General features: G+C 70.8%; 26 protein-coding genes. 10 read left to right on the top strand and 16 right to left on the bottom strand.

Features of this window, described 5'->3' with window-relative positions:
* Nucleotides 1–70 precede the first annotated feature (70 nt).
* Nucleotides 71–853 carry a trehalose-phosphatase gene (gene otsB / locus HUN58_RS14810; RefSeq protein WP_254631507.1) on the bottom strand — a complete coding sequence of 261 codons (783 nt, stop codon included), beginning with the start codon at nt 851–853 and terminating at the stop codon, nt 71–73.
* Entirely contained in the window at nt 846–2,441 is a 1,596-nt protein-coding gene (otsA, locus tag HUN58_RS14805) for an alpha,alpha-trehalose-phosphate synthase (UDP-forming) (RefSeq protein WP_114851531.1), read from the bottom strand. The genes otsB and otsA overlap by 8 nt, the downstream gene beginning before the upstream one ends.
* Nucleotides 2,442–2,560: 119 nt before the next feature.
* On the opposite strand from otsA, the gene HUN58_RS14800 reads away from it, so the two are divergent.
* Complete coding sequence (locus tag HUN58_RS14800) at nt 2,561–3,535, top strand: magnesium transporter CorA family protein (RefSeq protein ID WP_114851532.1); 975 nt, start codon at nt 2,561–2,563, stop codon at nt 3,533–3,535.
* A gap of 6 nt (nt 3,536–3,541) precedes the next feature.
* Here HUN58_RS14800 and HUN58_RS14795 read toward each other — a convergent pair whose 3' ends face one another.
* Complete coding sequence (locus HUN58_RS14795; protein WP_180225065.1) at nt 3,542–4,693, bottom strand: SLC13 family permease; 1,152 nt, start codon at nt 4,691–4,693, stop codon at nt 3,542–3,544.
* Between the two features lie 93 nt (nt 4,694–4,786).
* Between HUN58_RS14795 and HUN58_RS14790 the strand changes: the two genes are divergently transcribed.
* A complete protein-coding gene (locus tag HUN58_RS14790; RefSeq protein WP_058728987.1) occupies nt 4,787–4,978 on the top strand; it encodes a hypothetical protein in 192 nt (63 codons plus the stop codon).
* 142 nt (nt 4,979–5,120) lie between these two features.
* Here HUN58_RS14790 and HUN58_RS14785 read toward each other — a convergent pair whose 3' ends face one another.
* On the bottom strand, nt 5,121–6,299 hold the full coding sequence (locus HUN58_RS14785; protein ID WP_058742981.1) for a mechanosensitive ion channel family protein: 1,179 nt from the start codon (nt 6,297–6,299) through the stop codon (nt 5,121–5,123).
* A 116-nt stretch (nt 6,300–6,415) separates the two neighbouring features.
* Here HUN58_RS14785 and HUN58_RS14780 point away from each other — a divergent pair, with 116 nt between their 5' ends.
* Nucleotides 6,416–7,960 (top strand): amino acid permease, encoded by a 1,545-nt coding sequence (locus tag HUN58_RS14780; protein ID WP_180225064.1) that lies wholly within the window; start codon nt 6,416–6,418, stop codon nt 7,958–7,960.
* Between the two features lie 101 nt (nt 7,961–8,061).
* Nucleotides 8,062–8,373 carry a hypothetical protein gene (locus HUN58_RS14775; protein WP_180225063.1) on the top strand — a complete coding sequence of 104 codons (312 nt, stop codon included), beginning with the start codon at nt 8,062–8,064 and terminating at the stop codon, nt 8,371–8,373.
* 58 nt (nt 8,374–8,431) lie between these two features.
* Here the strand turns inward: HUN58_RS14775 and HUN58_RS14770 are convergent, their stop codons facing one another.
* The 4 genes from HUN58_RS14770 to HUN58_RS14755 form a co-directional block, all read right to left on the bottom strand.
* A complete protein-coding gene (locus HUN58_RS14770) occupies nt 8,432–8,644 on the bottom strand; it encodes an SCO4848 family membrane protein (protein ID WP_180225062.1) in 213 nt (70 codons plus the stop codon).
* Between the two features lie 208 nt (nt 8,645–8,852).
* On the bottom strand, nt 8,853–9,791 hold the full coding sequence (locus HUN58_RS14765; RefSeq protein ID WP_208745573.1) for a hypothetical protein: 939 nt from the start codon (nt 9,789–9,791) through the stop codon (nt 8,853–8,855).
* Nucleotides 9,788–10,273, bottom strand: a complete 486-nt coding sequence (locus HUN58_RS14760) for an ImmA/IrrE family metallo-endopeptidase (RefSeq protein ID WP_208745572.1) — start codon at nt 10,271–10,273, stop codon at nt 9,788–9,790. The genes HUN58_RS14765 and HUN58_RS14760 overlap by 4 nt, the downstream gene beginning before the upstream one ends.
* Nucleotides 10,270–10,710 carry a hypothetical protein gene (locus HUN58_RS14755; protein ID WP_058742987.1) on the bottom strand — a complete coding sequence of 147 codons (441 nt, stop codon included), beginning with the start codon at nt 10,708–10,710 and terminating at the stop codon, nt 10,270–10,272. Before HUN58_RS14755 ends, HUN58_RS14760 begins: the two co-directional genes overlap by 4 nt.
* Nucleotides 10,711–10,781: 71 nt before the next feature.
* On the opposite strand from HUN58_RS14755, the gene HUN58_RS14750 reads away from it, so the two are divergent.
* Nucleotides 10,782–11,444, top strand: a complete 663-nt coding sequence (locus tag HUN58_RS14750) for a YigZ family protein (protein WP_141862067.1) — start codon at nt 10,782–10,784, stop codon at nt 11,442–11,444.
* A 358-nt stretch (nt 11,445–11,802) separates the two neighbouring features.
* Here the strand turns inward: HUN58_RS14750 and HUN58_RS14745 are convergent, their stop codons facing one another.
* Nucleotides 11,803–12,042 (bottom strand): DUF3263 domain-containing protein, encoded by a 240-nt coding sequence (locus HUN58_RS14745; protein WP_208745571.1) that lies wholly within the window; start codon nt 12,040–12,042, stop codon nt 11,803–11,805.
* A 78-nt stretch (nt 12,043–12,120) separates the two neighbouring features.
* Between HUN58_RS14745 and HUN58_RS14740 the strand changes: the two genes are divergently transcribed.
* From HUN58_RS14740 to HUN58_RS14720, 5 genes are all read left to right on the top strand, one after another.
* Nucleotides 12,121–12,504 carry a hypothetical protein gene (locus HUN58_RS14740; RefSeq protein ID WP_208745570.1) on the top strand — a complete coding sequence of 128 codons (384 nt, stop codon included), beginning with the start codon at nt 12,121–12,123 and terminating at the stop codon, nt 12,502–12,504.
* Nucleotides 12,505–12,532: 28 nt separating this feature from the next.
* Nucleotides 12,533–12,823, top strand: coding sequence for a hypothetical protein (locus tag HUN58_RS14735; RefSeq protein ID WP_208745569.1), 291 nt, complete (start codon nt 12,533–12,535; stop codon nt 12,821–12,823).
* Entirely contained in the window at nt 12,823–13,083 is a 261-nt protein-coding gene (locus HUN58_RS14730; RefSeq protein WP_208745568.1) for a hypothetical protein, read from the top strand. The genes HUN58_RS14735 and HUN58_RS14730 overlap by 1 nt, the downstream gene beginning before the upstream one ends.
* Nucleotides 13,084–13,139: 56 nt before the next feature.
* Nucleotides 13,140–13,346, top strand: coding sequence for a hypothetical protein (locus HUN58_RS14725; protein WP_208745567.1), 207 nt, complete (start codon nt 13,140–13,142; stop codon nt 13,344–13,346).
* A gap of 73 nt (nt 13,347–13,419) precedes the next feature.
* Nucleotides 13,420–14,175, top strand: a complete 756-nt coding sequence (locus tag HUN58_RS14720) for an SGNH/GDSL hydrolase family protein (protein ID WP_208745566.1) — start codon at nt 13,420–13,422, stop codon at nt 14,173–14,175.
* 56 nt (nt 14,176–14,231) lie between these two features.
* Here the strand turns inward: HUN58_RS14720 and HUN58_RS14715 are convergent, their stop codons facing one another.
* Genes HUN58_RS14715 through HUN58_RS14685 form a run of 7 tightly spaced genes read right to left on the bottom strand, consistent with a single transcriptional unit; the run spans nt 14,232 to nt 18,640 of the window.
* Entirely contained in the window at nt 14,232–15,686 is a 1,455-nt protein-coding gene (locus HUN58_RS14715; RefSeq protein ID WP_208745565.1) for an SGNH/GDSL hydrolase family protein, read from the bottom strand.
* A gap of 11 nt (nt 15,687–15,697) precedes the next feature.
* Complete coding sequence (locus HUN58_RS14710; protein WP_141861714.1) at nt 15,698–16,075, bottom strand: hypothetical protein; 378 nt, start codon at nt 16,073–16,075, stop codon at nt 15,698–15,700.
* Nucleotides 16,075–16,260 (bottom strand): hypothetical protein, encoded by a 186-nt coding sequence (locus HUN58_RS14705; protein ID WP_208745564.1) that lies wholly within the window; start codon nt 16,258–16,260, stop codon nt 16,075–16,077. The genes HUN58_RS14710 and HUN58_RS14705 overlap by 1 nt, the downstream gene beginning before the upstream one ends.
* The gene (locus HUN58_RS14700; RefSeq protein ID WP_208745563.1) at nt 16,257–16,682 is read right to left on the bottom strand and encodes a hypothetical protein; all 426 of its coding nucleotides are present in this window, start codon (nt 16,680–16,682) and stop codon (nt 16,257–16,259) included. The genes HUN58_RS14705 and HUN58_RS14700 overlap by 4 nt, the downstream gene beginning before the upstream one ends.
* Before the next feature lie 3 nt (nt 16,683–16,685).
* Nucleotides 16,686–17,096 carry a hypothetical protein gene (locus tag HUN58_RS14695; RefSeq protein WP_208745562.1) on the bottom strand — a complete coding sequence of 137 codons (411 nt, stop codon included), beginning with the start codon at nt 17,094–17,096 and terminating at the stop codon, nt 16,686–16,688.
* Complete coding sequence (locus HUN58_RS14690) at nt 17,096–17,935, bottom strand: hypothetical protein (RefSeq protein ID WP_208745561.1); 840 nt, start codon at nt 17,933–17,935, stop codon at nt 17,096–17,098. Before HUN58_RS14690 ends, HUN58_RS14695 begins: the two co-directional genes overlap by 1 nt.
* A gap of 60 nt (nt 17,936–17,995) precedes the next feature.
* On the bottom strand, nt 17,996–18,640 hold the full coding sequence (locus HUN58_RS14685) for a hypothetical protein (RefSeq protein WP_208745560.1): 645 nt from the start codon (nt 18,638–18,640) through the stop codon (nt 17,996–17,998).
* Nucleotides 18,641–18,676: the final 36 nt, after the last annotated feature.

Here is an 18,676-nt window from a genome sequence, read left to right as displayed (position 1 = left end):
TGCGAGTCTAGGACCGTTTGGGATACCAGCGGGACACGACCCGTCGGACGGGAGGCACGTGGCCGGGTCGTCAGCGCGTCGCGCGCAGACGCCCCAACTGCTTCAGGACGTCGGTGAGCGCGGCCGGGTCCGCCACGCGGTGGCCGGCGAGCGTGTCGCCCTCCCCCACCTTCACGCCCACGTCGCCGTCCCGGAGGACCCGGAAGGCGTCCTCGTCGGTGACGTCGTCGCCGGCGAAGAACACGGCGTCCGCGCCCCGCAGCTCGCGGAGCCGGTCGACGGCGTCGCCCTTGGTCACGTGCCGGACGGCGAACTCGAGGATGTCCTTGCCGCCGCGCTCGAGGACCTCCGGGTCGGCGCGGTGCGCGGCCTCGTGCGCAGCGGCGTTCGCCGCCGCGGCCACCTCGGCGCTCGCCCGGCGCGTGTGCACCCCGTGCCCGGCGGGCTTGTGCTCGACGACGACGTCCGGGAACCGTGCGCCCACCTCGTCGAGCGCCGCGCCGACACGGGCCACGCGGGCGTGCTCGTCCTCGGTCAGGGCGGCCTCGGCGTGGCCGTCGACGCGCCACTCGACGCCGTGCGACCCGACGAGCGCCATGTCCTCCGGCGCGTGCGACACCCGGGCGAGTCCCTCGAGCGGCCGTCCGGAGACGAGCACGACCTCGGTGTCGCGGGCGCGCTGCAGGGTCAGCACCGCCGCCCACGAGCCCGGGAGCGCACCGACCCTCGCGGGGTCGTCGGCGAACGGTGCGAGCGTGCCGTCGAAGTCGAGGGCGACGAGCAGTCGCGGCGCAGCCGCGAGCGTCTCGAGGGCCGACGACAGGGCGGTCGGGTCGGTCGACGGCTCAGGCACCACGTGCCTCCCGGGTGTCCTCGGCGGCGCGCGCGGTCTGCGCGTCCTGGTCGAAGATCGACGTCGTGTCCTGGAGCTGCTCGACGTGCTGGTCACCCGGGTCGGCGGCCGAGGGGTCGAGCTTGGCGCGGCTCGGCGCGTGCCGGTCGAGCGCCTCGAGGAAGGAGCGCGACCAGCGGGCCACGTCGTTCTCGCGGACGCGCTTCCGGAGCGCGCGCATGCGCGTCGACCGCTCGCGGCGGGGCATCTCGATCGCGCGCTGGATCGCGTCCTTCAGGGCGCCGATGTCGTGCGGGTTGACGATGACCGCCTGCTTCAGCTCGTCGGCGGCACCGGCGAACTCGGACAGGATGAGGACGCCGTCGTTGTCCGAGCGGGTCGCGACGTACTCCTTCGCGACGAGGTTCATGCCGTCGCGGAGTGCGGTCACGAGCATGATGTCCGCGGCGAGGTACAGCGCGACCATCTCCTCGCGCGGGTAGCCGTGGTGCAGGTACGAGATGGGCTGGTGCCCGATCACGCCGAGGTCGCCGTTGATCCGTCCGACGGTGAGTTCGATCTCGTCGCGGAGCGCCGCGTACGTGTCCACGCGCTCGCGGCTCGGGCTGGCGACCTGCACGAGCGTCGCGTCCTCGACCGCGACCCGGCCGTCCTCGATCAGCTCGCCGAACGCCTTGATGCGGTGCCGGATGCCCTTGGTGTAGTCGAGCCGGTCGACACCGAGCAGGACCGTCTTCGGGTTGCCGAGGCTCGCGCGGATCTCCTTCGCTCGCTCCTGGACCTCGGGTCGGTGCGCGATCGCCTCGAAGCTCTCGGCGTCGATCGAGATCGGGAAGTGCCGGGCCTCGACGTGGCGCACGGTGATGCCCTTGCGGCTCCGCGGTGCCGCCGGGTCGTCGACCGGGACGTCGATGGTCGAGCCCTTGGTCGTGTAGCCCTTGATGTGGCGGACCGCGCGGAGGAAGTCGCTCGCGTCGTCGTGCCGCTGGAACCCGATGACGTCGGCGCCGAGCAGCCCGTCGAGGATCTGCGCGCGCCACGGCAGCTGCGCGTAGATGCCGACCGGCGGGAACGGGATGTGGTTGAAGAAGCCGATCGTCAGGTCCGGACGGCGCTCCCGGAGCAGGGCCGGCAGGAGCTGCAGCTGGTAGTCCTGCACCCAGACGACGCCGTCCTGCTCGACGATCTCGACGATCTGGTCGGCGAAGCGCTCGTTGACCCGCTTGTACGCGTTCCACCAGTCGCGGTGGTAGCTCGGGTGCTCGATCACGTCGTGGTAGAGCGGCCAGAGGGTGTCGTTGCTGAAGCCCTCGTAGTACTCCTCGACGTCGTCGGCGCTCAGCGGCACCGGGACGATGTGGATGCCCTCGTTGTCGAACGGCGCCACCTCGACGTCCGGCTGCCCGACCCAGCCGACCCACGCACCGTCGTTCGCCCGCATCACCGGCTCGAGGGCGGTCACGAGGCCGCCCGGGGAGTGCCGCCAGCCCTCGTTGCCGTCCTCGTCGACGACACGGTCGACGGGCAGGCGGTTCGAGGCGACGACGAACGCGTAGCGGTCTGGGTCGGTGTCGGTGGGTGCTGCCATGAGGTGCTGGTCTCTCCGTTCCGCCCGGAAGGTGCGCCGGGGTGCGGAGCCGACGGTACCAGCGCGGGGTCAGGCGGTCCCCGGCCGGACGCCCGGTCGCCGCTGGCTAGGCTTCGCACATGGTCGTGACACGGGCGTGGCGGAACGGGAGTGCGGCGGAGCGGGACTTCCCGGTGGACCGCGTCTCGGACCTGCTCGAGCGGGACGACGACACCTTCGTCTGGGTGGACCACACCGAGCCCGGGCCGGAGGACCTGCGACACGTCGAGGACGAGCTCGGGATCCACGCGCTCGCGCTCGAGGACGCCCTCGAGCCGGGGCAGCGCCCGAAGCTCGACCGGTACCGGCAGAGCCTGTTCCTCGTGGTCTACGACGTCGACGGCATCGACGACGACGGCGAGCTCGTGACGCACGAGGTGAAGGCGTTCGTCAGCCGGCGCGCCCTCGTCACGATGCACGGACCGGACGTCGACATGGCCGCGGTCGAACGACGGCTCGACGCCAACGCCGACGTGTGCGACCACGGGGTGCCCTGGCTCGTGTGGGGGCTCCTCGACGCGGTCGTCGACCACGCCACGGTCACCGTCGAGGACATCGAGGCGCGGATCGAGGCGCTCGAGGACGACCTGTTCGAGCACGGCAACCCCCGCGAGCAGCAGATCCAGCGGCGGTCGTTCCGGCTCCGGAAGGCGCTCGGCGTCCTCCGGCGCCAGGTCGTCCCGACCCGGGACAGCGTCGCGTCCTTCCTGCACGGCGACGCCGAGTCGATCCAGGACGGCATCCGCCCGTACTTCCGGGACGTCGAGGACCACCTGGTCTCCGTCGCGGACTCCGTCGACCAACTGCGTGACGCCGTGTCGAGCGTCCTCGACACGAACCTCAACCTGGCGTCGAACCGGCAGAACACCGTGATGAAGAAGGTGACGAGCTGGGCGGCGATCATCGCGATCCCGACGGCGATCACGGGCTTCTTCGGGCAGAACGTGACGTTCCCGGGCGAGGGGCACTGGAGCGGGCTCGCCGCGTCCGTCTCGCTGATCCTGGCGACGTCGCTCGTGCTCTACCGGGTGTTCAAGACGAAGGACTGGCTGTAGCCCGGGTCAGATCTGCAGCGCGAGCACCCCGGCGACGACGGTGAGCGGTGCGACCACGCAGCCGAGCGCCATGTAGCGCCCCCACGACAGGTGCACGCCCTCGGACGCGAGCCGCGCGTGCCAGAGCAGCGTCGCGAGCGACGCCCACGGCGTGATGAGGCAGCCGGCGTTCACGCCGACGAGCAGCGCCGCGTAGCGCAGGGCCTCGTGCCCCGCTGCCGGCTCGAGCACCAGGTACGCCGGCAGGTTGTCGATGGCGTTCGCCGCGACCGCACCGGCGCCGCCGAGCAGCAGGAGCGAGCCCGTCCCGGTGCCGCCGGACAGCGCGTGCACGACCGGGTCGGTCAGGCCCGTGGTGTGCAGCGTCTCCACGACGACGAACAGCCCCGCCGCGAACAGCAGCGTCGACCACGGCACACGGGACGGCCGGAGCTCGGACGGCGCACGGAAGGCCGCGACGACGACGAGCAGCACCGCCGCCGCGAGCGCCGCGATCCACACCGTGACGCCGGCGGTGAGCGCGACGACGAGGGCGACGAGCACGACGGACGCGGCCCAGAAGAACACCGGGTCCCGCGGGCGCCGGACCTCGACCGGGGTGTACCGGCCGAAGAGCTTGCCGCGGAACACGACGAGGAGCACGGCGCACGGCACGACGACCCCGGCGAGCGCCGCCCACACCATGAGCCCGGCGAACGGGATCGGTCCGTCGAGCCCGATCTTGTCGACCGCGAGCAGGTTCGTCAGGTTGGACACCGGCAGCAGCATCGACGCGGTGTTCGCGAGCCAGACGGTCGTCAGGGCGAACGGCATCGGGGGCAGGCCGACCCGGCGGGCGAGCGCGATCACGATGGGCGTCAGGAGCACCGCGGTGGTGTCGATCGACAGGAACACGGTGCAGACGACCGCGAGCACGACCACGGACACCCACAGGCCGATCGTGCGGCCACCGCCGACGCGCGCGGCGAGGTCGGCGAGCCGGTCGAAGACGCCCGCGTCGGCCGCGAGCTCGGACACGACGGTCAGCCCGAGCACGAACGCGAGCACCGGGACGACACGCTCGGCGAGGGTTGCGAGGTCGGGCAGGGGCAGGAGGCCGAGGACGACGCACACGGCGCCGACCACGAGCAGCACTCCCCCGATGATGGCCTGACGCACGGTGACTCCTCGACGCTCGGGCCGGGCAGGGCGACCGGCGGCGCTCCAATGTAGCGGCCGGTAGCGTGGCGGGGACGACCAGAGGAGGAACCGGTGCGGAAGTTCATGTTCAGCGGTGCGGTGTGGAGTTCGATCATCAGCGGCTACAGCGTGGTGCAGACGACGCGGCAGGGGCCGCGGGACTGGCGCCTCGCGCTCACGTGGATCGCGTGGCTCGCGACGACGATCGTCGCGCTCGGCACGGTCGTCGAGGACGACCGCGCGGTGAAGGCGCGTCAGCGCTAGGTCGCCAGCGCGACCACCCATCGGACGGGAGGCACGGTGTCGGCTGGCACCCCTCCCTCGCAGGCTCGGTCGGCGCGCCCCGCGTGACGCTGGCGCGTCACCGCTGAGCGGGGCGCGCCCATCCGTCGTGTGGTCGCGTCCCTCAGCGCGCGGGCGGGACGTCCTCCGGGCGGATGCCGGACGTCTGGATCGGTCCGGTGAAGAGCGCGGAGCGCTCGTCGCCCTCGCGGAAGAGCGAGGCGTCCTGCTCCTCGGTGCGCGGTCGGGCCTTGCCGACCGCCTCCCGGCCCTGCGTGACCTGCACGCGCTGCCGCGGGAGCGCGTCCGGGTGCTCGCGCTGCACCCACTCGACCATCTCCTCGCGCACGTAGCAGCGCAGGTCGAACAGGCCGCCGGCGTCCCGGGCACTGACGAGGATGCGCACGCGCACCAGGCCGCCGACCGCCTCGGTGACCTGCAGTACCTTGGTACGGCCGTCCCAGATCGTCGACGTGCCGAGGATCCGGTCGAGCTCGGTGCGCATCTCGGTCGGGCTGATCCGCCAGTCGAGGTCGAACTCGACGGCGCCGAGGAGTTCGCTGCCCGTACGGGTCCAGTTCTCGAAGGGCGTGCTCGTGAAGTACGTCGACGGCAGCACGAACCGGCGGTCGTCCCAGAGGTGCACGACGACGTAGGTGAGGGTGATCTCCTCGATGCGCCCCCACTGCTGCTCGACGACCACGACGTCGTCCACCCGGATCGACCCGGAGAACGCGAGCTGCATCCCGGCGAACACGTTGCCCAGGGTCGACTGCGCCGCGAGGCCCGCGACGACCGAGATGAGCCCCGCCGAGGCGAGCACGCTCGCACCGGCGGCCTCGACCCCGGGGAACGTCAGCAGGATGGCGCCGACCGCGATGATCACGAGGACCGCGACCGTGAGCCGTCGGATGATGAGGACCTGCGTGCGGATCCGCCGCGCAACCCGGTTGTCCGGGACGTCGACGCGGTAGCGGTGCAGGCCGAGGTCCTCGAGGAAGATCGCGATCTCGCAGGCGAGCCAGCAGCCCACCGCGATGGTGACGATGAGGAACGCGTGCGAGACCTCGTCGCGCCACGGGTACGCCTCGGTGTTCCGCGGCACGCTGGCCGCGAAGGCCGCCCAGGTCAGGGCGACGAGGAGCATCGAGCGGAACGGGTGCTTCGTGCGTCGGGAGAGCACGGCGGCCCAGCGTTCCCGTCGGGCGATCGTCCGGAGCACGAGGTGCAGGACGAGCGCGGCGGCGGCCGTCACGAGCAGGGCGATCCCGATCGCGACGAGGAGTCGGAGGAGGGTGTCCATCGGTCCATGCTGTCCGGTCCCCCACCGGTCGTGTTCAGCATCGCCCGGACCTGTGGTGTCGTTCAGGTCGGCACTCCGTTCCACCCCGGCGCGGACACGCATGTAGGTTGGCGCGCATGACAGCGCAGAACGACACGGGTGTGTCCCGCACGCCCGCGAACGACTTCTCGCACGAGCAGGAGGGCTACCAGCACGGTCTGAAGCCCCGGCAACTGCAGATGATCGCGATCGGCGGGGCCATCGGCACCGGACTCTTCCTCGGCGCGGGCGGCCGCCTGAACACGGCGGGACCGGCCCTGGCGGTCACGTACCTGGTCGCGGGCATCTTCGCCTTCTTCATCCTCCGGGCCCTCGGCGAGCTCGTGCTGCACCGCCCGTCCTCCGGGTCCTTCATCTCGTACGCCCGCGAGTTCTACGGCGAGAAGTTCGCGTACGCCGCCGGGTGGATGTACTTCCTGAACTGGGCGATGACGTCGATCGTGGACACCACCGCGGTCGCGCTGTACCTCCACTACTGGAGCGCGTTCACCGCGGCGCCGCAGTGGCTCCTCGCACTCATCGCCCTGGTCGTCGTGCTCGCCGCCAACATGGTCGCGGTCAAGGTGTTCGGCGAGCTCGAGTTCTGGTTCGCGCTCATCAAGGTCGCCGCGCTCGTGGCGTTCCTCGTCATCGCGCTCGTCTGGCTCGTCTTCGCGTTCCCGGTGGAGACCGGCGGCGAGGCCGTCCGCACGGGCTTCTCGATCTGGCAGGACAACGGCGGGCTCATCCCGAACGGCGTGCTGCCCGCGGTGCTCGTCGTCCAGGGCGTCGTGTTCGCCTACGCGGCCATCGAGCTCGTCGGCACCGCGTCCGGCGAGACCCAGGACACCGAGAAGGTCATCCCCCGCGCGATCAACTCCGTCGTCTTCCGCATCGCGGTCTTCTACGTGGGTTCCATCGTGCTCCTCTCGCTCCTGCTGCCGTACACCGCGTACGACAAGGACCAGAGCCCGTTCGTGACGTTCTTCTCGTCGCTCGGGAACCCGCAGGTGGGCGCGATCGCGGGCTCGATCATGAACTTCGTCGTGCTCACCGCCGCGCTGTCGTCGTTGAACGCCGGCCTGTACTCCACCGGCCGCGCGCTGCACTCGATGGGCATGAACGGCTCGGCGCCGAAGTGGACCACGAAGATGTCGAAGGGCGGCGTGCCCTACGCCGGCATCCTGCTCACCGCGGCCTTCACCGTCGCGGGCGTCGCGCTCAACTACTTCGTCCCGGCGCAGGCGTTCGAGATCGCGCTGAACGTGGCGAGCCTCGGGATCATCACGGCGTGGGGCACGATCATCCTCTGCCAGATGCGCCTGCGGCAGTGGGCGAAACAAGGCCTCGCGAAGGAGCCGACGTTCCGGCTGCCCGGCGCTCCGGTGACGTCCTGGCTGACCCTGGCGTTCCTGGCGTCGGTCGTCGTGCTCATGGCGATCGACTACCCGGTCGGGACGTACACGATCGCGTCGCTCGTCGTCATCATCCCGCTGCTCGTCGTCGGGTGGTTCCTGCAGCGTGACCGGATCCTGCGCATCGCAGCACTCCGCGAGGGCGTGACCGGGCCGTACCCGATCGGCGTCCGCGACCCGGCGAACCAGGTCCGTCGCGGCAAGGACGGTGGCACCGGGGGCGAATGATCCCGCACGGACGGTCCGCGCATCCCCACGACATCCGGAATGCGCGGGCGGTTCGTCCCGGAACCTTCCACGGGTCCGGCACGCGTCGGTACGATCGGCGTGTGCCGGACCCTTCTGTCTCCCCCGCCCCGACGTTCGACCTGCAGCTGACCTGGCGTGGGACCGTCGGTCGGATCCGGGTGTACGACGAGCTCGTGCAGGCCGAGACGAGCTTCGAGCGGGACGCCCTGACGCAGGTCCCGATGGACGAGGTGCGGGGCTGGCGCATCGAGCCGTGCGACTTCGACGCGGTGTGCGTGGAGTTCGTCACCGCGTCGGACACCTACCGGGTGCTGCTCGACACGTCCGACGAGCGGATCGCGGCGCTCGTGCTCGGTCGGGCGCTGGGCGACCCGCTGCCGTCCGAGTCCTGAGGCGCGGCGCTGCGGCGCGGCGCGGCGTCCGGACGTGGTCCCGACGCTGCGGCGCGGGTCAGGCCAGCAGCAGGACGCCGGCGACGACCGCGGCGAGGGCGATCGCGAACGCGATGAGCAGCAGCACGAGGTGCACCGAGTAGAAGGTCGTCGGCTTGCCGGCGGCGTCCCGCGCCCGGGCGTCCTTCGCCACGCGCTGGAAGAACCGGGGCCACGTGACGACGTTGAAGACGGCGGCGACGAAGAGCACGATGGCGGCGAAGACGGTCACGCGACGAGTCTAGACACCGCACCCATCGGCCGCTGCGCTCGGGAACCGCCGGTGCCGCGGGACCCGGGGGTGCTCGGCCGCCCCCAACGCGGCCGAGTCCGCCCCGGCGCACCACACGACGTGTAGCACGTGCTACAGACCCTACACGGCTGGTCCACAGGAGGTCGAGCCGTGCTCGGGAACGTGATCGTTCCGATGCAGAACGACGTCAGGCCGTGCCCGCCGCATCGTCGAGCGCCGACTCCGCGGCGGCCAGGACGGCACGGTCGTCGGGGTCGAGCGGACGGCGGGCTCGTCGCGCGCCGTCGTTGATCTCGACGATCAGGCGGCTCACCCGGGTGGCGGCGTCAGTGGACTCGGGGTAGGCGTTGTCCGTGCCGATGCGCTCGTGCAGCGGCTCCAGCGCGGCCAGGGCGGCGTCGAGACGCCGGCTCGTCCGACGACGCGCGACCTGGTGGCCGATGACGAGCAGGAGCATCCCGGACGCCGTGCACAGCACCGCGCCGGGGGTCGTGACGTCGTACGGCAGGGACAGGGCGTGGGTGACGTCGAGCCGACCGGCGACGTGCGCGAGGTCCATGACGACCACCACGACCATGCGGACGACACCGAGCACCCCGCCGAGGACGATGAACCACAGGCCGAGGCGGTCGGCGGCGGTGCGGGCCTCGCGCAGGTGGAGCACGCAGATGACCGCAGTCGCGGCCAACGCCGTGCCGAGGTACGCGGTCTGCGCGATCGAGTACACGGCGGCGGCCGGCTGGTCCCCGGCGACGAGCATGAACGTCGTGGTCGTGGCGGGACGATCGAGCGCGACGAACGCCCCGACGACCACCACGACGACGACCACGCATGCGATGACGATCGTGGTCCGCAGCCACGGACGTGCGGCGCCGACCGCCTTCGCGACGCCCCAGAGCAGCGTGCTCGTCCCGGCGACCATCAGGCAGTCGCTCAGCACCGTGACGACGTTCTGCCCGCCCAGCAGGGGGTCGAGCCAGCGGTACAGCGGGTCGACGTTCGTGACGACCGTCGCCGCGAACAGCAGGAACGTCACCGCGAGGGTGCGGTCCTGTCCGCGCTGCAGTCGGAGGAGGACGACGCTCCCGACGACCAGCACGAGCGCCTGGGCGACGGCGAGGATCACCCGAAGACCCCGCGGAAGGCACTCGGCCGGCCGCGGTGCCGTCGGATGAGACCCGCGAGCTGGTCGGCGAAGAGCTCGGCCTGGTGCTCGTAGTCATTCGTGAACATGCCGCGCGCGAGGGCGCGTTCGACCTTGTACTCCGGCACGTCGGGGATGACGTCGCGGACGTAGGCGGACTGCGGCGCGTGCTCCTGGTGGCGGTGCAGCACGTGTCCGAGCTCGTGGCCGATGACGAACGCCCGGAAGGTCTCGGACGCGGTGGGCGAGATCATCACGAGGTGCTGGTGCTCGAGCGTCGCGACGAAGCCACAGACGGGCTCCTCGCTGAGGAACGACTCCTCGCGCACGACGATCGGCTTGCCGACGTGGTCCGCGGCTGCGGCGACGGCCTGGTCGATGTCCGACCAGCCCTCGCGCTCCCCCCTCGTCCAGAACGCCCGTACCGAGGCGGAGACGTCGCCGTGGCCGGTCGGCCCGGTCATGCGACACTCCCCCGCGCCGACTCCTCCTCGAGCACCCGTGCGATGCGCCGCAGGGCGTCGGGCGAGAGCTCCCCGGGGAACGTCCGCGCCGCGAAGCCACTGACCCGAGCCGAGCGGAGTGCCCGCACGAGCTCGATCTGGGCACCGATCCGCTCCGGGACCGCACTGTCCTCGAGCAGGAAGCGCTCGTCCACCTCGAAGAAGCCGGCGAGCACGCGGAGCAGGTCCGTGTCGCGGTTGCGCCGGCCGTCCCCGGAGATCATGTACGTCCACTTCGCGCGGGAGAGCGAACCGCCCTGCGCCGCGACGTAGTCCTCGACCGCGGAGAACGGCACCGGGGCGCCACGCTGCGACTCCTCGAAGTCGAGCAGCAGGTTGAGCCGGCGCGCGAGCTCGGCCGCGTCGAGCGCGCCACCCTTGGGATCGGTGGTCGTCATGTCGATCGGACTCCTCCCCAGTCGCCAGCGGTGCACGCCATGGTAGCGCGGTCCCGCCGTAGCCTGTCGGGATGTCCCGCGTCCTGCCCTCGACCGTCGCTGGCACCGTCGAGCACGAACGGACGGTCAACCGCTCCCGGTTCATCGCGACGGTCGAGCCGGTGGTGGACGTCCCCGACGCCGAGCGGGTGGTCGCCGAGGTCCGACGCCGGTACTGGGACGCGCGGCACCACTGCACGGCGATGGTCACGGGCGTCCTCGGGGACCAGGCGCGGTCCTCCGACGACGGCGAACCGTCCGGCACCGCCGGCGTCCCGATGCTCGAGGTCCTCCGGCGCCGCGACCTGACCGACCTGGTCGTCGTCGTGACGCGGTACTTCGGCGGCGTCAAGCTCGGCGCCGGTGGGCTCGTCCGGGCGTACTCGTCGGCCGTCTCCGAGGCGCTCGACCAGGCAGCACTGGTCCGACGAGCCGAGCGCACCCGGGCCACCGTGGCCGTGCCGCACGCCGAGGCCGGCCGGATCGACAACCTGCTGCGCGACTGGGCCGGACACCACGACGCCACGTTCGACACCCCCGAGTACGGCGCCACGGCCACGTTCTCGCTCTGGGTGCCGGAGGACGCCCTCGACGCCCTGCGCGCCGACCTCGCTGCCGCCTCGGCCGGGACGCTCGTCCCCGAGTCGGGTCCGACCCGCGTGGTCGACCTGCCCGACACGACCTCCGGGGCCTGACAGCACCCGACGGCCGACCGATCGCGCCCGGCGCGGACGAACTGCGGACGGCCACAGATCCGTCCCGCTGGATCTCGTCGAGATCCACACCCCGCGCGTGTCGCGTCGCTCGCCCCCGAGAACATCGCCGGACAACGAAACAGGCCCGGTCGGGATGATCCGACCGGGCCTGCTGTGTGGTGCGCCCCCTCGGACTTGAACCGAGAACCCACTGTTCCAGAGGCACGTTCCCACCAATCTCTCCCCAATGCTCTCTGGTCCTGGTCAGCCCGCGAGTCGGCTGGCACCGCTACCCCCGCAATCTCCACGAGTTTCTGCCCATTTCGGCCTCTTTCCGCTGGGTAAGCGCTGGCGCCGATCACGCCGCGAACGTCCGGGCTGCTCGAGCGCGCACGCCGGCTTCCGTCGACCGGATCACGCGGTGCGCGACCACCGGGAACGCCTCGAGCACGTCCTGCCGGCGCACCAGCTGCAGAAGGACCTGCCGGTACCGCACCCACGACAGGCCGAGCTCGGCCCGGACAGCCGCCTCCTTGCCGCGGTCGTTCCGCGGGTGCTGCTCCTCGAAGGCCAGGATCGTGCGCTCGTCGTCGTTCATCGCGTCCAGCGTCTCTCCGCCCACCGACACCCGCACCGGGGCTGTACGGGGCGCACAGCGTCCGGCAGCATGAGCGGCATGGGGACACGCATCACCACCGCCGCGGCCGTCGCGCTCGCGCTCGTCGCGCTCACCGGGTGCACGCAGCAGCCGACGTCAGCATCGCAGGGCGCCGTGAAGGCCGCGTGCGAGAAGAAGGTCGGACCGTCCGTCGTCGCCTGGTGGCGCGACCAGTACGACGAGACCCCGTGGAAGGTCATCGACACGCACAGCCTCGGCATCGAGAAGGGCTCCGAGAGCACCGCCGACGCGACGGTCTTCTACGTCTCCGGTGAGTCCTCGGTGCAGCGCGAGGAGACCGGGAACATGGCCGAGGCGGTGCGCTGGTCCTGCTTCGCGCAGTACACCGCCGACGACCCGCAGACCGTGTCCGCGTCGATCCGGGAGATCCGCCCTCGCTGATGTCGGCGGCCGCGGTCACGATGACCGCGTGACCGAACACCGGTGGGCCCCACCCGAGCACCAGGACGTCCCCATCTACGCCGCCGACAGCCTGCCTCTCGACGCGATCGGCAGCCCGGAGCCCGTCGACCCGCCGCAGCCCGTCACCGTGCACGATCTCCGGTTCGACCAGATCGGCGTGCTCCCCGAGGTGAAGGCGTTCGCCGTTGCCCGGTCCGACGTCGCCGTGTTCGTCGAGATCGCCTGGCAGGGACGACTACAGCGCGCCTGGGTGCCGCGGGACACGGTCACCACCCGCACGCTCAAGCCGCGACGCTGATGGCCGTCCGACGCCGCGACCGGTGGCGGCTCGTCGACGCGTACTCGCTCCCCGAGGCAGCACGAGGCGGCCCAGAGGTCGACCTCCCCGCGCCGGACCCGGTGCTCGCCTGGGTGCAGTTCCCCGACCGCGTCCTCGAGCTCGAGGGCCGCGTGATCGCATACACCGACCGCGCCGTGCTCGTCGAGTGGGGCCGTGGCCAGGGCGCCGACTGCGCGTGGGTGTGGCGGGACGCCGTTCGTCCGATCACACGACCGTAACCTGCCGCACTGGCGTGTCGGCGCGCAGGAGCTCTCAAGCCCGCAGGATGTGCTCCATGCACGAGACTCACTACCCTCACGAACCCTCGAAGCGCACGGTCGTCATCCTCGAGCGCGACACCGGCGACGAACACGTCACGATCGACACCAGGCCGCTCGAATCGATCGAGGTCGAAGGGCAACGGTGGACCCTCGTCCGCCCAACGCGGCTCGTCAACGGCACTTGGCTGCCCGCGCGCTACCGTCCAACCACCGAGCGCTGAACGACGAAAAGCGCCCCGCACCCTCGAAGGAGGGGCGGGGCGCATCCTGAGCGTCGCTTAGGATCAGCACATCATGGGGAACGGATTCGTGGACTGGTTCAGCCGGTCGTACAAGGGCATCATCATCGGGCTGCTGGCGGTGTTCGCGGTCACCATGGTCGTGCTCGCCATGCAGCACGTGAAGGCCTCCAACGCAGCAGAGGGTGCGACACCGCGACCCATCCCCACGTTCACCAGCCCGGCCGACGCCCGACCGCTCGTGCACTTCCTCGGCGACTCCTACACCTTCGGCTACGGCGCCAACTCCGCCCGCACCGCCCTGCCCCGGGAGATCGCGCAGAAGCTCGACTGGCGCGCCGACGTCGACGGCGTCGGCGACACCGGCTACGTCACCACCAGCTCGAAGGGCGGAGACACCTTCGTCGACCGGGCGAGCAAGATCCCCGCCGACGCGAAGTACGTCGTCGTCATGGGCGGCGTTAACGACTCCAAGAACTACGACGCCAACCCCGCCGCGTTCACCGCCGCCGTCGACACCACGTTCGACAAGATCCGATCCGCCGCCCCGGAAGCGAAGCTCATCGTCGTCGGCCCCTTCTGGCCCTACGACCCCAGCGCGCCCGGCGTCGTCGCGATGGACAGCATCGTAAAGCAGGCCGCATCGAGCCACGACGCGACGTTCATCGACGCGCTCAAGGCCGGCTGGATGAAGGACCCTTCCGTCGCGGACAACATGCTCCCCGACAACCTGCACCCGAACCAGAAGGGCTACGACGCTCTCGCTGGCTTCGTGAGCGCGGCGATCGCCGAAGCCGTCCCGAGCGCCTGACGAACGACGAAAGAGGCCCCCGCCGCTCCACAGAGGAGCAGCGGGGGCCTTCGTCGTCACGGGGTGATGAACTCCACGAGCGCGGTCGCGATTTCCGCGTGGCCGCGGTTCGACGGGTGGACCGAGTCCGCGTACCAGCCCGCCGGCGCACCGTTCACCTTTGGGAGGACCGTGGTCAGGTCGAGCACGTCGATCGTGCTGTCGTTCGACGCGATCGACTTCATCGCCGCGACGTAGTTCGCCCACGCCTCGACGAGCGTGTTGTTCCGTTCCGGGCCGGCGACGAGCACGATGCTCGGTGCCGCCGTGCACGCCGCCTTCACGTTCGAGATCAGCGTCGACAGGTTCGACTGGTACGTCGCTGCCGAGACCTTCGTCGCGTCGTTCTCGCCGAGCTCGACGACGACGAGCGACGGCTGCACGTTCGTCACGTGAGCCAGCCAGTCCGTCGCGGTGCCGCCCGAGGGCGTCGAGATGAAGTTGGCGGCCGTCCACCCGAAGTGCCCAGACTCCCAGACGCGGATCCCGCGGGTCTCGTCACCGTTGTAGACGTAGAGGCCCTCGATGATGACGTAGCCGGAGTTCAGGGCGATCGTGATGGTGTCGGTCACGCCAGAGAGGCCGGCGATCGTAGTCGTCTGACCATCGGCGTGCGCACCGCTCGTGTTGACCGTCGTCGTCGCACCACCGTTCACCGAGTACGTGAACGAACCCGTTCCGGTGTCCCGGAGCCAGGCGATGCGCACGGACGTCGCCGACACCGTGAACGTGATCGGGGTCCCAGCGGCGAGCTGCACGCCGCGCTTGCCGAATCCAAAACGGAAGTCGGACGTGTAGGACCCCGAGGGATCCTTCGGGTACGACGCGATGATCGGGTTTGCCGTCAGGTAGTTCGAGCCGCCTGCGACGCCGCCTGTCGGGTGGAACGCTCGGATGCGGTCGCGGAACGCGTTCACGAAGCGGAACGCGCGCGCCGTCGCGCCCTCACCCTCGGTGTAGCTGTCGCCGATGATCACGATGTCGCACGGTGTCTGGTGTCGGGCACCGAGCTTGCTGAGGAAGGTGCTGATCGCGGACGTCTTCGCCTTCGCGTACCGCTGCCGGTACACGCTCGTCCCCGAGACGGGCGACCCGCCCAGTCCGGCGTAGCGCTTGTCCAGCTCCGCACGTGAAGCGCTCGAGGCGTTGCCGACGTACCCCGCGACCGCCGCATCGCCGACAGCCGCCGATCCGGCCGCGTCCGACGCGGACTTCGCTGCCGCGGTAGCGGAGGTAGCCGCTGCTGACGCTGACGACGACGCCGCGGTAGCAGAGGTCGCCGCTCGGCCGGCGATCGCGTTCGTGTCGCCCCACAGCGTGTTGAAGTCGCGGACGCCATCGCCGGACAGCCAGTCGTTGTGCGTCGCGTCGATGACGTGCAACGGCTCCCCGGGCCCGTAGACCCGGTTCTCCCCCTGGAACCACTCCAGGGACCCGCGCCGGACCCGGATCTCCGAGTACGTGGTGGCCATGCTTCCTGCTCTCAGTCGTGCGCCGCAGCGCGGGAGTCGTGACGCCGCTCGATCGGCGGCGTCGGGGTCGGGGTGTGTCGGCGCTCGCGGACGACGGTGAAGAACACCAGCACCCAGACGACAGCGACGAACGTGTACACGGCGAACGCGAGCGCACCCAGGCCGTCACCGGACGTCTGCGGGCCGCCGGACGCGATCGTCGCGACGATGCGCCGCACCAGCACCAGCGCGAACACGGGCACCGAGCCGACGAACAGGCCGAAGAACACCGTCCCGAGGACCGACCGGTACCAGGGCGAGCCCAGCCCGTACAGCAGCGCCGTCAGCAGCGCGAACACGCCCGCCACCGTCGCCGGGGCCGTCGCCCACGTGTTCAGCCAGACGTCCATCAGTGTTCCCCTCGGATGATCGCGCGCATCTTCTGCGCGAAGTGGTTCTCTTCCCTCGACTGCCGCAACTGCGCGAGCGGCCCCGTGCGGATCGTGTCGAGGAGCATGTCGAGTCGGTGCGACGCGGACCGTGCCTCGTCCCGGGCGCGGCGTGCTTCCTCGCGGCCAGCGGTCTGCTCGTTCATGGCGTCACCTCAGCGGCTTGCTCGATGGAGCCCAGCAGGTGGTTGGAGAGCTGCGCGTACTCGACGCCGAGCTCACGGACCCCGGTCTCGGCCTTGTCGGCGCGCTTCGACTGCTCGTCGTGCGCCTCCTGCCAGAAGTCCCGGGACTCCTTCATCTCGGCGTACCGGGCGTCCTTCTCGCGCAGGACCGCGGCGTGGTACTTCTCGAGGTCCTCGATGCGGCCCCGGTGGTCGCCGATCGTCAGGATCCGCCTGGTGGCGAACAGCACCACGATCAGCGCTAGCCCGGAGCCTTGGATTATGTCCGACACCGACAAGGTGCCGGACACCCAGTCCCAGAAGCCGGCGGGCGCCGAGTCGGGGGTGGACACGGTCGATGCGAGAAGCCACTGCATGAGGCCCACCCCCGGGATGATCGTCACGGCCTACTGAGCCGTGGTGGTGTCGTCGTCCTGCTCGAGCCGGTAGTCGACGGTCGACGGTTCGACCGCCGCTGGCTGCAGGTCCGACGTCTTCGCCGCGGTCCGCTCCACCACCACCGCCTTCGGCTCCGAACCGAGCCCGATGTGCGTCAACCACCCGTTCACCGCCGGGATCGCCATCACCCGCGACAGGGCACCGGCGACCGCGGTGATCACACCGGCCGCGGACAGCAGCCACAGGTACACGGTCCCGTCGACCGGCAGCCCGAGTGCGCCGATGATCGTCGGGAGGACCGCGGCGAACGTGATGAACGCCGGGATCCCGACCTGCACGATCGTCCGCAGCACCCGCTGCGTCGCGTACCAGATGTCCTGCGTCTCGAGGCCGGTCGCCTCGTGCTTGCCGTCGGCCATCAGAACTTCCCGTCGTAGTAGGGGTCGACGGTGCCGCCGGCCTTCTTGATCGCCCGCAGGCGGGTCTGGAGCTCGTCGACGCCGATGTTCAGCCCGAGGTCCGTGAGCCGCTTCCGGATCACGGCGTCCTTGTTCTGCCCGGGCGCGAGGATCCCCATCGAGCGGCCGAAGCGGTACGCGTCCGCCTCTCCGTCGGTGTGGTAGGCGGCGCGCAGGCCGTCCAGGACGGCGATGTCGCCGCCGAGCGGGGCCTTGCCGGCCACGGTGACCATCTGCATGGTGTCTTCTCCGATCTCGAGATACGGGTCCGGCGGCGGTGCCGCCGGCGGTGCAGGAGTCGTCGGCTTCGCCCTGTTCGGGCCGGCGGCGACGAACGCGCGAGCGTCCGGGTAGGGCGGCACCTGCTCCGGCCGGGTCGCCATCTCGTGGTGCCACGGCTCGCCGAAGTTCACGCCCGTCCAGGTGCCGCCGCGGCGTTCGATCTGCGTGTGCAGCCACGCAAACTCGATCGACGAGAGCGCCCGGTTCGACCCGTCGGCGCGGGTGACGCCGATGTCGATCGCGTTGCCATGCTTCTCCTCGTCGTGCCGGGACGTGAAGGGCGGAGCGACGACGACACCGAGCGCCGCCCGGTTGTTCCAGAGGTACGTCTGCCGTGGCCGGGACCGCATGCCCTCGTTGACCGACAGCCGGTCGAAGGACTGCTGGTCGGCCTTCATCTGGTCGAAGTCGACCTTCACGGACAGGAACTGCAGCGCCATCCGCTCGGACGACACGAACTGCTCTACGCCGCGGAGGTCGTCGTAGGACGACAGGCCGACGCTGAATCTGGCGACCATGGGTCTCCCTTCATGACGAACGCCGCCCCAAGTAGGACGGCGTGGTGGAGCTCGTACCGGTCAGTACTCCGCGGAGACGAGGAGCCCGGTGCTGTAGATCGCGCCGGGGGCTGAGGTCGAGTTCGCGCGGATCTGCAGCGCGACAGTGAGTGGCTGCCCTGTCCCGACCACAGGCACGTTCCACGCCGCACCGGGTGTGAAGGGGATGTACGCAGCAGCCTGCTGCGAGTGGAACGCGACCGGGCCCGGCTGGGCTGCGCCTCCGACGGTCAGGGTGAGGCTGCCCGCGAAGGCGCCATCCGACGCGTTCTTCCCCATCGACGTGACACCCGAGCACCGCAGCGTCGCCGTGCGGCCGTTGGGGATCGTGACGGTCGTCGACGCCAACACCGTCGTCTCGTTCGGGCCGAGGCCGACGATGCCGCGGCTCGCGTACTTCGTGTCGCGCACTTGAGGGAACAGGACAGCCCAGGAACCGGACGTGAACCGGTACTCGTTTCCGTCGGTGGTGTCGCCCCAGATGAGGCCCTCCCACGTGCCGTTCTCCTCAGTGACGGCCGCGTTTCGCTGCGCGGTGGAGCCGACCTTCCGGTTGCCGACCGTCGCGGCGTACGCGGCAATCTCGGTGAGGTCGGCGCCGTCGTCGGATCCGCCAGCCGCCGAGTAGATGCCGTTGCCCTTGGGGCCGTGGTCGTCCGCTGCCATGCGGGTTCCTTCCGTCGGTACCCGCTCGTCGCGGGG

This window comes from Curtobacterium sp. Csp1, from assembly GCF_013347185.1.
The sequence above is the reverse complement of the archived record's forward strand: the minus strand, read 5'-3'. Positions and strand labels throughout refer to the sequence as shown.